The sequence below is a fragment of the Streptomyces sp. 142MFCol3.1 genome (assembly GCF_000424945.1).
Classification (GTDB): domain Bacteria; phylum Actinomycetota; class Actinomycetes; order Streptomycetales; family Streptomycetaceae; genus Streptomyces; species Streptomyces siamensis.
The window spans coordinates 142,916-155,765 of record NZ_AUKV01000019.1 but is presented as its reverse complement, the minus strand read 5'-3'; the positions used below and the strand labels follow the sequence as shown (position 1 = coordinate 155,765).

The following is a 12,850-nucleotide window of genomic DNA, read 5'->3' as shown; positions in this document are numbered from 1 at the left end:
CCGAACCTTCGATCGAAGCAAAAGCCCTGGTCAGAACGGATTGTCAGTGGCATACCTCACGATGGGTACATACGGCCACAGTGCCGTCACACAGACGACAGGAGGTTCGTCATGGCCAGCTCTTCCGCAGCCGCCGCCCGTCGGCGCCGCGCCACCGGCCCTGCCCCCTCACTGACCGGCCCGGCGAGCGACGTGCACCCCGTGCTGCGCCGGGCCACGGCCCCGCCCGCCGCCCTCGATCTGCTCGCCCAGGCCCGCGCCGGACTCGACGAGACGACCGTGCTGGAGACGCCCAACGAGCGCTATGCGACGGCCCACTTGGCCGCGCTGCGCACCGCTGCCGCCGTCCTCGCCGCACGGGGGCGCCCGGAGACCACCCCGCGGCGCAGGGCGCGCATCCGCAGCGCCTGGGAGGTACTCCCCGAGATCGCGCCCGAACTGACCGAGTGGAGCGCGCTGTTCGCCTCCGGCGCCACCCGCCGCGCCCGCGCCGAGGCCGGCATCCAGGGCGCCGCCACCACCCGCGACGCCGACGATCTGATACGCGACGTCGCGATGTTCCTGCGCCTCGTCGAGCGCATGCTCGTCCTGCAACCCGTCCTGCCCCAGCCCCGGCGGCAGAGGGAGGAGGACGGCGAGGTCCCGGACGCGGGCTGACCCGCAGGGCGGCCACGCCCCGCGCCCGGCAGGTGACGGCACCGCCCTGGTGATCCGCAGCGTGAGCCGGAGGATCGGCGACGCGCGCGGAGGCAATAGGGTGGAGACGCCTGCGACCTCCCCGCCGGGAGGGCCCCGATCGCTCCGCCGCGCAAGAGGCGGTGCCGCGCCGAGGAGTCAACTGCCGTGCCGGACCCGATGCGCCCCCGCGCTTCTCTCCGTACCGCCGTGGTCTGGGAGGTCCTCCAGGACGCCCTCGACCGCCGGGTCAAGGCCACCGGGCGGGAGTCCCTCGACGTGCTCGACACCGGTGGCGGCAGCGGCAATTTCGCGGTGCCCGTGGCCCGCCTCGGCCACCGCGTCACCGTCGTCGACCCCAGCCCGAACGCGCTGTTCGCGCTGGAGCGCCGGGCCGCCGAGGCCGGTGTCGCCGACCGGGTGCAAGGGGTCCAGGGCGACGCGCACGGCCTCTTCGACGTGGTCGGCCGCGGGGGGTACGACGCCGTGCTGTGCCACGGGGTCCTGGAGTACGTGGACGACCCCGCCGAGGGCGTGCGCAACGTGGTGGACGCGCTGCGCCCCGAGGGCGTCCTCAGCCTCCTCGCCGCGGGCCTGGGCGGAGCCGTGCTGGCCCGTGCACTCGCCGGTCACTTCAAGGAGGCCAAGCAGGCCCTCGAGGACCCGGACGGACGCTGGGGCGAGGGCGACCCCGTACCGCACCGCTTCACCGCCGAGCAGCTCACCGCGCTCGTCGAGGGCGCGGGTCTGCGGGTCGGAGCCGTGCACGGCGTGCGGGTGTTCGCGGACCTGGTGCCGGGCGTCCTGGTGGACACCGAGCCGGGTGCGCTGGAGGCCCTGCTGAAGCTGGAGGCGGCGGCCGCGGAACTCCCCGCGTTCCACTCCGTGGCCACACAGCTCCATGTGCTCGGTGAGGCGCGAGGGGCCTCCGAGAGCTGAGCGGCCTCCTGTGACGCAGCCCTGATCAGGGGCTTGGCGACAGATGGAGTACGCCACAGACCCCCCGATCGGGTGCACGGCGCCGTATGATCGAGGGAGACCGTCCGGCATGACGGACCGTTCGCTGGGGAATGCACGCCTCAGCGAATCGGGGTGTCATGGCGGGTTCCGGTTGGCGAATTGGCGTAGAGGGGCGGGTTTCACGGGGGCGATTCCCTGCCTATCCTGAAGGGGACCCCCGGGTCGCCCCGGCGACTGCACGATGAGGAGGACTCCGTGCCGCTCTCGGAGCACGAGCAGCGAATGCTCGAGCAGATGGAGCGAGCGCTGTACGCCGAAGATCCCAAGTTCGCGACAGCGCTTGAGGGAAGCGGGCTGCGTACGTACACCCGGCGACGGGTCTACCAGGCGGTCGCGGGCTTCCTGGTGGGTATCGCGCTCCTCATGGCCGGAATGGTCGCTCAGCTGATCTGGGTAAGCGTGGTCGGCTTCCTCGTCATGCTGGGGTGCGCGGTGCTTGCCGTCACCGGTTGGCGCAAGGCCCCCAAGCCGGGCGAACAGTCGGCGGCCACGGGTTCACCCGCTGCCCGCCGCCAGGGCCGACAGCGCCGCTCCATGATGGACCGCATCGAACAACGCTGGCAGCGTCGCCGCGACGAGCAGGGTCACTGACCCTCCGGGCGGACAAGCAGACATCGCGTGAGGGGGTGCCCACCGACGAGGTGGACACCCCCTCACGCACGCCCTGAACCCGGGGCGGCGGACTCCACCAGGACCGGCATTCCCACACGGCCGCCCCCGACCTGCCCACTTGCGGAAGTACGACCGAGAACTTCGCAACTCGGGACCCCGGCCTCGCGGCCCGGCGCCCCCGATTTGCGGTGTGTGGAGAGCGTGCGCCGCGCGTCCCCGGTGGCGGGCGATGCCTCGGGGGTGAGGTGCCCGGCGGACGCCGTCCGAACCTTCCTGTGCCGGTCCCGCTCGGCAGACGCCGTCGGTACCTCCCGCGTCCCGCCCCGCTCGGCGCACGCGGCGGTACTGCCCGCCCTGCCCGGCGCGGCAGACGCCGTCGGGGTACGTCCCGCGCCCCGTCCTGCTCGGCGGACGCGGCGGTACTGCCCGCCCTGCCCGGCGCGGCAGACGCCGTCGGGGTACGTCCCGCGTCCCGCCCCGCTCGGCGCACTCGACGGTACCGCGCGCCCTGCCCGGCAGACGTGCGTACTGCCTGCCCCGCCCGGCGGACGCCGTCCGCACCTTCCTGTGCCCGTCCCGCCCGGCGGACGCGGCGGTACTGCCCGCCCTGCCCGGCGCGGCAGACGCCGTCGGGGTACGTCCCGCGCCCCGCCCCGCTCGGCGCGCGCGGCGGTACCGCCCGCCCCGCCCGGCAGACGCCGTCCCGCGCCCGTGCCGCCCGCTCCACCGATCCGCCGAGGCGTTCCCGGCTCGGCGCCTCCCCATACGTGTGTGGCCCCGCTCCCGATGACGGGAGCGGGGCCACACGACGTGTTGCCGGATGTCAGCCGCTCTGACCGGAGGGACGGCCCGGCAGACGGCGCAGCACCGTTTCCCGGCGGCCCGCGAGACCGGCCCTGAGGGCCGACCACCGGGCCGAGAAGGCCCAGGCGACCTGGATCGCCGAGCGGGGCGCGAGGAGAGCGCGGAGCCGGGCCGGACGGCTCGACGAGGCGCGGAAGGCGTCAGCGATGAGGCGCGCGTCGTTCCCCAGGCCGGTCACCGGACGAGGACGGGGCGCGTACAGGACCTGCTCCACGGCCGCCGCCAGCCGGTGCACCGATTCCGAGGCCTCCTGGTCGAGGCTCCCGAGACGGACGATGCGCGCGGCCGCCTTGCGCGGGGTCTGCGAGTCGTCCGGCGCGATCCCGTAGTCCCACACCGTGTCGGTCACCTCCTGCCAGGCACCCAGCGTGAAGGCCGCCGCGTCCGCCTCCGTGCGGCCGTGTCCGCCGAGCCGCGCGGCCCGCAGGCGTAGTCGCCACACCATCGGCAGCAGCGGCACACCCAGGACCAGGAGCCCGGCCAGCGTCAGCCCGAGGATCTTGAACCACGGCCAGTTGTCCTCGTGGGACCCCACCGTCGCGAGCGACGACTCGCTCGGGCAGGCCTCCAGCTTCCGTTGCTGGGCCGAGCAGCTCTCGCTCGCCGACGGTGCGCTGGAGGGCGCCGCGGACGACGACAGCGTCGGCTTCGGGACGGCCGGAACGTCGGTGCCGGGTGTGTCCGCCTGGGTGTACTCAGGGACCGTGCCACGGTTCGGCGTCGGCTCGAAGCGGGTCCAGCCGATGCCCTCGAAGTACAGCTCGGGCCAGGCGTGTGCGTCCCGCAGCCCGACCGACATCGAGCCGTCCGCCTGCGGGGAGCCGGGTGTGAAGCCCACCGCCACGCGGGCCGGTATGCCGAGGGTCCTGGCCATCGCGGCCATCGCGAAGGAGAAGTGGACGCAGAAGCCCTCCTTGTCCTTCAGGAAGCGGGCGATCGCGGCGGACCCCGTGCCGACCTGCACCTGGGTGTCGTAGCGGAAATTGCCGCTGACGGCGAAGTAGTCCTGGAGCTTGACCGCCTGCTCGTAGTGGTTCGCCGAGCCCTCGGTGACCTGCCGGGCCGTCCTCGCCACCACGGCGGGCAGCGACTCGGGAACCCGGGTGAACTCGCGCTTCAGGGTGCCCGGGGGCTCCGGCGCGTTCGCGAGCTGCTCCGCCGTCGGCTGCACGACCAGACTCGTGACCTGATACCGCACGCCCCGGGTGTTCTGCCCGTGGTCCCCGACGAGGGTGCGGCCCACGGGCTCGTACCGCCAGCGGCCGCTGATGTCGACCTTGCTCGCGGGATACGGCATGGGCAGCCAGTCCTGCGCGTACCAGTTGGCGGCCGAGATGCGGGTCTGGATCGAGGCCCGCCGGATGTCGCTGCCCAGGCCGATCGGCGTCGGGAAGGTGTCGGGCACGTCCTCGATGTGGCGCTGGGCCGGCTTCCAGGCCGTGCCGTCGAAGTCGTCCAGGGAGACGATCCGCAGATACAGGTCCTGGGTGTCCTCGGTGTCGGTGCGGTAGGAAAGGACCTGGCGGTCCTGGTCCACGTTCAGGCTGTCGCGGAGGGAGACCAGGGGGTTGACGGCGGAGATCGTGCCGCCGCCACCGGTGCCCGTGCCCACACCGGTCCCCGCGGCGTCCAGCAGACCGCCGTCCAGGGCCGGCAGGCCGAGCGGCACCACGAGAGCGATGCCCAGCGCCACCGCGCCGATGCGGCGGCCGGTGCGGACGGGTGCGACGGCGCCGCTCGCGGAGTCCGGGCCCGGGACCCGGGGCGCCCCGCCGAAGACGCGTCCCCACTGCGAGAGCCGGTCACGGCCCTCGGCGAGCAGCAGCATCAGATAACCCGCGGCCGCCAGGACGAACCACAGCCACGCGGCCCCGCCGCCGGCGAGGCCCGCGGCGACCGAGTACAGCGCGAGCAGCGGAAGCCCTGCCGGTGCCGCGCTGCGATACGTCACGGCGAGGGCGTCGACCGCGAGCCCGATCACCAGGACGCCGCCGACCAGCATCAGCCGGATGCCGTCGGACAGCGGCGCCGGGATCGCATACCGGCTGACGTCGTCGCTGCCCGCCTGGAGCAGGTCGCCGAAGTGCTGGAAGACCTCGGGCCCCGGGACGATCCCGGCGAGGGCCTCCTGCCGGGCGAAGGCCAGGGTCAGCAGCGCCAGCGTCACTAGTGCCTGCACCGCCACGGTCAGCGGCCGGGCCAGCGGGACCCGTCGGGTCAGCGCGCCCGCCGCGGTCTGCACCGCCAGCAGGAGCGCCGCCTGGAAGATCCAGGTCGCCGGGTCGACCAGCGGCAGCAGGGCGCAGGAGGCCATCAGCGTGGCCGCGGCCGCGCACAGTGCCAGTCGCGCTCGCCCGCTCATGAGTCACCACCCCCCGCAGTACTCCCCGTCGACGCCACATGCGTGCGCTGACGGTCCGCCTCCCGCCACAGGTCGGCCAGTTGGGCGCCGCGCGGCACGGTCACCGCGGTCCAGCCCGCATCGCGCAGCATGCGCAGCCGGTCCTCACCCCTGTCCGACGGCCCGGGCGCATCGGTCGGTTCCCGCCCCCAGGACCCGCTGTCCAGCAGGAAGGCGACCGCCCCGCCGCTGCGCTGACGCATTCTGCCGAGGACGCCGGCCTGTTCCTCGTCCAGATCGCCGAGGAAGGCGATCAGCAGTCCTTCGTTCCCCCCGCGCAGCACGTCGTAGGCGCGGGACAGGCCCGTGCCGTCCGAGTGGTCGATGACCGCGAGGGTGTCCATCATCATCCCGGCCGCGTCCGCCGACTCCTGGCTGGCGCCCGCGAAACCGTCGGCGCCCTCGCCGGGCACCGAGCTGCCGGTGTCGGTCAACAGCCGCACCGAAAAGCCCCGTTCGAGCATGTGGACCAGGGTGGAGGCGGTGCCGGAGACGGCCCACTCGAAAGCCGAGTCGGGACCCGCGCCCTGGAAGGCGACACCGCGGGTGTCGAGCAGCACCGTGCAACGGGAGCGCTGGGGCTGCTCCTCACGACGGACCATCAACTCGCCGTAGCGCGCGGTCAGCCGCCAGTGCACCCGGCGCAGATCGTCGCCGTAGCGATAGCCGCGCGGGATGATGTCGTCCTCGCCCGCCAGGGCCAGCGAGCGCTGGCGTCCGTCGCCGTACCCCTTCGCCTCACCGGTCAGGCGGACCGGAGGCAGAGCCTCCACGCGCGGGATGACCGTCAGGGTGTCGTACGTCGAGAAGGAGCGGGTCAGCTCGCACATCCCGAACGGGTCCGTGAGCCGTAGTTGCAGCGGACCCAGCGGATAGCGGCCGCGAAGGTCCGAGCGCACGCGGTAGGACACCTCCCGGCGGCCCCCCGCCTCCACCCGGTCCAGGACGAACCGGGGCCGCGGCCCGAGCACGTACGGCACCCGGTCCTGGAGCATCAGCAGTCCGGTGGGCAGCCGCGAGACGTTGTCCATCCGCAGATGGACCCGGGCCTCGGAACCTGCGGGCACCCTGCCGGGGGAGAGCCGGCGGCTTCCCGCGACGCGGTAGCGGGTGCGGTACAGCACGGTGGCACACACCAGCGGGAGGACCGCGAGGAGCAGGCCGACCCGGAGCAGATCGCTCTGCCCCAGGACGTACGCGCAGATCGCGGCGGCGACGCCGGCGGCCAGGAAGGAGCGTCCGCGGGTCGTGAGCCCGGCGAGCGCCGTGCGCAGCCCGCCCTTGTCCTCCTCGGCGGCGGGCCCCGTCCCCCCTTGTGTCATCACAGCCTCCGCGGCGGCTGCTGGCCGTAGGCGGGCGCACCCCGGCCCATCGGGAAGCCGGCCTGCTGCTGGGGAGCCGCGGGCACGGGGGTGCGCTGCAGGATCTCCAGGACGACCTGCTCGGAGGTGCGGCGGTTCAACTGCGCCTGGGCCGTGGGCAGCAGGCGGTGGGCCAGGACCGCCACGGCGAGTGCCTGGATGTCGTCCGGCAGCGCGAAGTCCCGGCCGCTCAGAGCGGCGGACGCCTTCGCCGCGCGCAGCAGGTGCAGCGTGGCACGCGGCGAGGCGCCGAGTCTGAGGTCCGGGTGCGTACGCGTGGCCGCGACCAGGTCCACGGCGTACCGCCGCACCGAGTCGGCGACGTGGACGGCGCGGACCGCGTCGATCAGCTTCACGATCTCGTGCGCGTGGGCGACCGGCTGGAGGTCGTCCAGCGGGTTCACCCCGCCGTGGATGTCGAGCATCTGCAGCTCGGCGTCCGCGCTGGGGTAGCCGATGGAGACGCGGGCCATGAAGCGGTCGCGCTGGGCCTCGGGCAGCGGGTACGTGCCCTCCATCTCGACCGGGTTCTGCGTGGCCACCACCATGAAGGGGCTGGGCAGTTCGTAGGTCTGGCCGTCGATGGTGACCTGCCGCTCCTCCATCGACTCCAGGAGCGCGGACTGCGTCTTGGGCGACGCGCGGTTGATCTCGTCACCGATCACGATCTGCGCGAAGATCGCTCCGGGCTTGAACTCGAAGTCCCGGCGCTGCTGGTCCCAGATGGACACACCCGTGATGTCCGAGGGCAGCAGGTCGGGCGTGAACTGGATACGCCTGACCGAGCAGTCGATGGACCGCGCCAGCGCCTTGGCGAGCATGGTCTTGCCGACGCCCGGGACATCCTCGATGAGGAGGTGCCCCTCGGCGAGCAGTACGGTCAGCGAAAGCCGTACGACCTCAGGCTTGCCCTCGATCACTCCTTCCACCGAACTGCGGACGCGCTCCACAGTGGCGGTCAGATCCGTAAGGCTCGCTCGATCGTCATAGGTCGTCACCCGGCCCTCCTCGGCCCGTTCTCGGGCCGACGCCCTGTGCGGACCGGCCCACCCCGAAACACGGACACCACGCGTGAAAAGTTCCGCGTGACGCCACACCCGCATTCTTGTTGCCGTTACCGGTTCGTGTCACTCGCCTGTGGATAACTGGCCGCGATATGTCAGGTCTTGCGGCTCTTTGGGCGCCGGGGAAGCAGGGTGTTTCGGTGCGGAGAGCGTCCCACGAGCCGCCGGCGGACGGCGACCCGGGTCAGGACGTGGGCCGGGGCGAGGCGGAGCGAAGCCGGCGAACCGGGTCCCGGCGCGGCCGGGACCCGGACCCGTCAGGCGGGGTCGATCTCGCGCAGCAGGCCGGTCTTCACGTCGAAGACGAAGCCCCGCACGTCGTCGGTGTGCAGCAGGAACGGCGAGGTGCGCACGCGCTGCATCGACTGCCGCACGTCCTGGTCGACGTCCCGGAACGACTCGACCGCCCAGGCGGGGCGCTGGCCGACCTCCATCTCCAGGTCGTGGCGGAATTCCTCGGTGAGGGACTCCAGACCGCAGCCGGTGTGGTGGATGAGGACCACGCTGCGGGTGCCGAGGGCCCGCTGGCTGATGGTGAGGGAGCGGATCACGTCGTCGGTGACGACTCCGCCCGCGTTGCGGATGGTGTGACAGTCGCCGAGCGACAGGCCGAGTGCGGCGTGCAGGTCGAGGCGGGCGTCCATGCAGGCGACCACCGCGACGTGCAGCACCGGGCGGGCGTCCATCCCGGGGTCGGTGAAAGCGTCGGCGTAGTGATGGTTCGCGTCGACGAGGCGGTCGGTCACGGTGCCGGAAGTGGCTATGGCGCCTTCGGGCTCGGTGGGAACGGATGCAGAAGTCGTCATACCTATGACGGTACTGGTCACGTAGGGCGTGGTCCTGTTGTGAGAGTGGACAAAGAACGCCATCGTGGCTTGTTGTGACGTAACCCACACGGGCGGTGTCGGTTCGCCCGCCGGGGTGATAGGGGCGTATTTGCGGCTTCGGCGGGAGCGGGGTACGCGACGCGCACGCCGGTTGATTGACCGCGAGACACCGTGGACTAAAGTGACGCGAAGCGGGAGGCGAGGCTCTCCCTGCTGGACTTGTACCCCCGGAGACCCGGCGATTTTCCGGCGTCTCCCCGCGTGCGCGGCGCGTACGTACGGCTCGGCCTCCTCCCGCTCCCGGTCGGCTGACGCCACTCACCGGCGCCAGCAGGCCTCCCCTTCTCGAGCGGGCGGGGACCCGGCGGTGCGTACGGCCGCGCCGGACCTGAGAGGGCCCCTTGAGCCAGAGTCGACATGTCCCGGTGATGCTCCAGCGGTGCCTGGACATGCTGGCCCCGGCCCTCGGTGAGCCCGGAGCCGTCGTCGTCGACTGCACCCTGGGACTCGGCGGCCACAGCGAAGCCCTGCTCACGCAGTTCCCCGAGGCCCGCCTGGTGGCCCTGGACCGCGACAAGGAAGCCCTGCGCCTGTCCGGGGAGCGGCTCGCCCCCTTCGGCGACCGCGCCACCCTGGTGCACGCCGTCTACGACGAGCTCCCCGAGGTGCTCGACCGCCTCGGCATCCCGCGCGTGCAGGGCGTGCTGTTCGACCTCGGCGTGTCCTCCATGCAGCTCGACGAGGCGGACCGCGGGTTCGCGTACGCGCAGGACGCCCCGCTCGACATGCGCATGGACCAGACGACCGGGATGAGCGCGGCCGAGGTGCTCAACACCTATCCGCCGGGTGAGCTGGTACGGATCCTGCGGGCGTACGGCGAGGAGAAGCAGGCCAAGCGGATCGTGTCCGCGATCGTGCGCGAACGCGAGAAGGAGCCCTTCGGCAACAGCGCACGGCTCGTCGAACTGATCCGCGACGCACTGCCCCAGGCCGCCAAGCGCACCGGCGGCAACCCCGCCAAGCGCACCTTCCAGGCGCTGCGCATCGAGGTCAACGGCGAGCTGAGCGTCCTGGAGAGGGCGATCCCCGCCGCCGTGGGAGCGCTCGCCGTCGGCGGCCGTATCGCGGTTCTCTCGTACCACTCGCTGGAGGACCGGCTGGTCAAGCAGGTGTTCGCGGCCGGTGCCGCCTCCACCGCGCCGCCCGGGCTGCCGGTCGTCCCCGAGCGCTACCAGCCCCGGCTCAAGCTGCTCACCCGCGGTGCCGAACTTCCCACCGAGGAAGAGGTCGCCGAGAACCGGCGAGCGGCACCCGCGCGGCTGCGGGGGGCGCAACGCATTCGCGAGGACGCCGAGTGAGGCGCGGCGAGAGGGAGGGCGCGTGAGCCGAAAACCGGAGCTCAGGGGGCGGGCCGCCCGGCTCGCCCGACTGCTGCCCGCGGGGGCCGGCCAGGCCGCCCGCACCCCCTTCGTGCTGCTCGTCGTCGTGCTGCTCGGCGGCGGCCTCATCGGGCTCCTCGTGCTGAACTCCGCGCTCAGCGAAGGGGCGTTCCGGCTCGACGACCTCCAGAGGGACACCAAGAGCCTCACCGACGAGGAGCAGGCCCTCCAGCGGGACGTGGACGCCTACTCCGCCCCCGACGCCCTCCAGCGCCGCGCCCGTGAACTCGGCATGGTCCCCGGCGGGGACCCGGCCTTCCTCAACCCCGACGGCACCGTCAAGGGCGTCCCCGGAGGGCCCGCCCAGCAGTCCTCCGCGCGGGCCCCGATGATCCCGGCGCCCGAGGTGCTCGCACCCCAGCCCCGCCGGAGCCCGGCCTCGTCCCCGGCGTCCACCACGCAGCCGTCCGTGACCGCCCCCTCCCGCCGGGCCCCCGCCCCGTCCGCACAGTCCCCCACGACCCCCGGCAGGTGACGGAAGTGTCCGACAGGGAACCGCCGCGCCGCCGCGTACCCGGCCCCGCCAGGCCCGTACCCGGCGGCCGGCGCCGTCCGGGACCCGGCGCGCGCCCCGTACGCCGACCGGGCGCGGGGCGCCCCCAGGCCCCGAGCGTCATCCGGCTCGGCAGCCCCCGCCCCCGCCTGCGCATGGTCAGCCTCGCACTGACGCTGGTGATGGCCGCCTTCGTCGTACGGCTGCTCCAGGTGCAGGCGGTGGACGCCGGCGCCTACGCCGCGAAGGCCGAGCAGAACCGCTACGTGGGGCGCACCCTGGCCGCCGAGCGGGGCGGCATCACCGACCGCAACGGCGTCGAGCTCGCGACCAGCGTGGACGCGTACGACATCACGGCCGACCCGACGATGTTCACGCGGGAGGCGACGAAGGCCGGTGACGCGCCCGAGCAGGCCGCCGCGCTGCTCGGGCCCATCCTCAACGAGGACATGGACAGCGTCGCCAAGAAGCTGCGGACGAGGAACACCCGCTACGTCCTGCTCGCGCACCGCCAGACCCCGCAGGTGTGGAAGCAGATCAAGGACCTGAAGTCGACGCTCGGAACCAAGGCGGAGACCGACACGAACACGGTCAACGTCCTCGCCGGAGTCCTGGCCGTGCCCGCCAGCAAGCGCGTGTACCCGAACGGCGACCTCGCGGCCGGGATACTGGGCTGGGTCAACGCCGACGGCAAGGGCGGCGGCGGAATCGAGCAGGCGCTGAACAAGCAGCTCGCCGGCAAGGACGGAAAGATCCGCTACGCGCAGTCCGGCGGCAGGCAGGTGCCGACCGTGGGCGCCACCGAGACGCCCGCCGTGGCCGGCTCCGACGTCGAGCTGACCATCGACCGGGACATCCAGTGGGCCGCGCAGAACGCAATCACCGAGCAGGTGAAGAAGTCCAAGGCCGACCGCGGTTACGTGATGGTGCAGGACACCCGGACCGGTGAGATCCTCGCGATGGCGAACTCGCCCGGCTTCGACCCGAACGACCTCTCCCAGGCCAACTCGGCGGCCATGGGGAACGCGGCCCTCCAGGACGCGTTCGAGCCGGGCTCCACCGCCAAGCTCATGTCGATGGCGGCCGTCCTGGAGGAGAACGCCGCCACACCCGACACCCACGTGGTCGTGCCGAACCGGCTGCACCGCGGCGACCGGCTCTTCCAGGACGACATCGACCACTCGACCTGGTACCTGACGCTCAACGGCGTCCTCGCCAAGTCCAGCAACATCGGCACCATCCTGGCGACCGGGCAGCTGGGCAAGACGCAGAAGGAGGCCAACCGGGTCCTGTACTCGTATCTGCGCAAGTTCGGCATCGGCAGCCACACCGGGCTGGACTTCCCCGGCGAGACGGCGGGCATCCTCGCCCGCCCCGACGCCTGGTCGACCTCGCAGCAGTACACGATTCCTTTCGGCCAGGGCGTGTCGATCAACGCGATGCAGGCGGCCTCCGTCTATTCGACGATCGCCAACGGCGGCGTTCGCGTCGAACCGACCCTGGTGCGCGGCACGAAGGGACCCGACGGCCGCTTCACCCCGGCCGCCGAGCCCAAGAAGACAAGGGTCGTGAGCGAGAAGACGGCGAAGACGCTCGCCCAGATGCTGGAGTCCGTCGTGGACGACGAGCAGGGCACCGGCAACAAGGCGCGCATTCCGGGCTACCGGGTCGCGGGCAAGACGGGTACGGCCAACCGCGTGGATCCGGCCACCGGCAAGTACCACGGATACACCTCCTCGTTCGCCGGATTCGCACCCGCGGACAAGCCGCGCGTCACCGTCTACTGCGCGATCCAGAACGCCACCAGGGGCAGCTACTTCGGCGGCCAGATCTGCGGGCCCATCTACAAGCAGGTCATGGAATTCGCGCTGAAGACCCTCCAGGTTCCGCCCACCGGGGCCCAGCCCGCCCGACTGCCCGTCTCCTTCTCGCCGTGATCCAATCCGACCGCACACCCTGATCGGCCCCCACGCACAACGGACCAGGAACCAGCCCGTGACAACGATCACCCCCGCTCCCGGGAACCAGTCCCCGCCGAACCCCTCACTTCGCTCCGGCGGGGGTGCGCCCGGTACGCTCACCGCCGTGCCACAT

At 72.6% G+C, this 12,850-nt stretch carries 10 protein-coding genes; 6 read left to right on the top strand and 4 right to left on the bottom strand.

Going from position 1 to position 12,850, the window contains the following annotated elements; translation table 11 throughout:
• Positions 1 to 111 precede the first annotated feature (111 nt).
• The 3 genes from H305_RS0127175 to H305_RS0127165 all read left to right on the top strand — a co-directional run bounded on the left by H305_RS0127175 (position 112) and on the right by H305_RS0127165 (position 2,286).
• Positions 112 to 657 carry an SAV_6107 family HEPN domain-containing protein gene (locus H305_RS0127175; RefSeq protein ID WP_028803206.1) on the top strand — a complete coding sequence of 182 codons (546 nt, stop codon included), beginning with the start codon at positions 112 to 114 and terminating at the stop codon, positions 655 to 657.
• Positions 658 to 843: 186 nt separating this feature from the next.
• Positions 844 to 1,614 (top strand): methyltransferase, encoded by a 771-nt coding sequence (locus H305_RS0127170; RefSeq protein ID WP_028803205.1) that lies wholly within the window; start codon positions 844 to 846, stop codon positions 1,612 to 1,614.
• 276 nt (positions 1,615 to 1,890) lie between these two features.
• Complete coding sequence (locus tag H305_RS0127165) at positions 1,891 to 2,286, top strand: DUF3040 domain-containing protein (protein WP_028803204.1); 396 nt, start codon at positions 1,891 to 1,893, stop codon at positions 2,284 to 2,286.
• An 844-nt stretch (positions 2,287 to 3,130) separates the two neighbouring features.
• Here H305_RS0127165 and H305_RS47180 read toward each other — a convergent pair.
• The 4 genes from H305_RS47180 to H305_RS0127145 all read right to left on the bottom strand — a co-directional run bounded on the left by H305_RS47180 (position 3,131) and on the right by H305_RS0127145 (position 8,803).
• Positions 3,131 to 5,533 (bottom strand): transglutaminase TgpA family protein, encoded by a 2,403-nt coding sequence (locus tag H305_RS47180; RefSeq protein ID WP_037765464.1) that lies wholly within the window; start codon positions 5,531 to 5,533, stop codon positions 3,131 to 3,133.
• The gene (locus H305_RS0127155; RefSeq protein ID WP_028803203.1) at positions 5,530 to 6,894 is read right to left on the bottom strand and encodes a DUF58 domain-containing protein; all 1,365 of its coding nucleotides are present in this window, start codon (positions 6,892 to 6,894) and stop codon (positions 5,530 to 5,532) included. The genes H305_RS47180 and H305_RS0127155 overlap by 4 nt, the downstream gene beginning before the upstream one ends.
• Entirely contained in the window at positions 6,894 to 7,931 is a 1,038-nt protein-coding gene (locus H305_RS0127150) for an AAA family ATPase (RefSeq protein ID WP_028803202.1), read from the bottom strand. Before H305_RS0127150 ends, H305_RS0127155 begins: the two co-directional genes overlap by 1 nt.
• Before the next feature lie 323 nt (positions 7,932 to 8,254).
• Positions 8,255 to 8,803 carry a beta-class carbonic anhydrase gene (locus H305_RS0127145; RefSeq protein WP_028803201.1) on the bottom strand — a complete coding sequence of 183 codons (549 nt, stop codon included), beginning with the start codon at positions 8,801 to 8,803 and terminating at the stop codon, positions 8,255 to 8,257.
• Positions 8,804 to 9,225: 422 nt separating this feature from the next.
• On the opposite strand from H305_RS0127145, the gene rsmH reads away from it, so the two are divergent.
• Genes rsmH through H305_RS0127130 form a run of 3 tightly spaced genes read left to right on the top strand, consistent with a single transcriptional unit; the run spans position 9,226 to position 12,693 of the window.
• Entirely contained in the window at positions 9,226 to 10,182 is a 957-nt protein-coding gene (gene rsmH, locus H305_RS0127140) for a 16S rRNA (cytosine(1402)-N(4))-methyltransferase RsmH (protein WP_078629269.1), read from the top strand.
• Between the two features lie 22 nt (positions 10,183 to 10,204).
• Complete coding sequence (locus H305_RS0127135) at positions 10,205 to 10,738, top strand: alpha-ketoglutarate decarboxylase (protein ID WP_028803199.1); 534 nt, start codon at positions 10,205 to 10,207, stop codon at positions 10,736 to 10,738.
• 5 nt (positions 10,739 to 10,743) lie between these two features.
• Positions 10,744 to 12,693, top strand: coding sequence for a penicillin-binding protein 2 (locus H305_RS0127130; RefSeq protein WP_324608121.1), 1,950 nt, complete (start codon positions 10,744 to 10,746; stop codon positions 12,691 to 12,693).
• The last annotated feature ends 157 nt before the right edge of the window (positions 12,694 to 12,850 follow it).

Coding starts and splice junctions, on each gene's coding strand:
- H305_RS0127175 (WP_028803206.1), top strand. CDS start 112: ATGGCCAGCTCTTCCGCAGCCGCCGCCCGTCGGCGCCGCGCCACCGGC.
- H305_RS0127145 (WP_028803201.1), bottom strand. CDS start 8,803: ATGACGACTTCTGCATCCGTTCCCACCGAGCCCGAAGGCGCCATAGCC.
- H305_RS0127155 (WP_028803203.1), bottom strand. CDS start 6,894: ATGACACAAGGGGGGACGGGGCCCGCCGCCGAGGAGGACAAGGGCGGG.
- H305_RS47180 (WP_037765464.1), bottom strand. CDS start 5,533: ATGAGCGGGCGAGCGCGACTGGCACTGTGCGCGGCCGCGGCCACGCTG.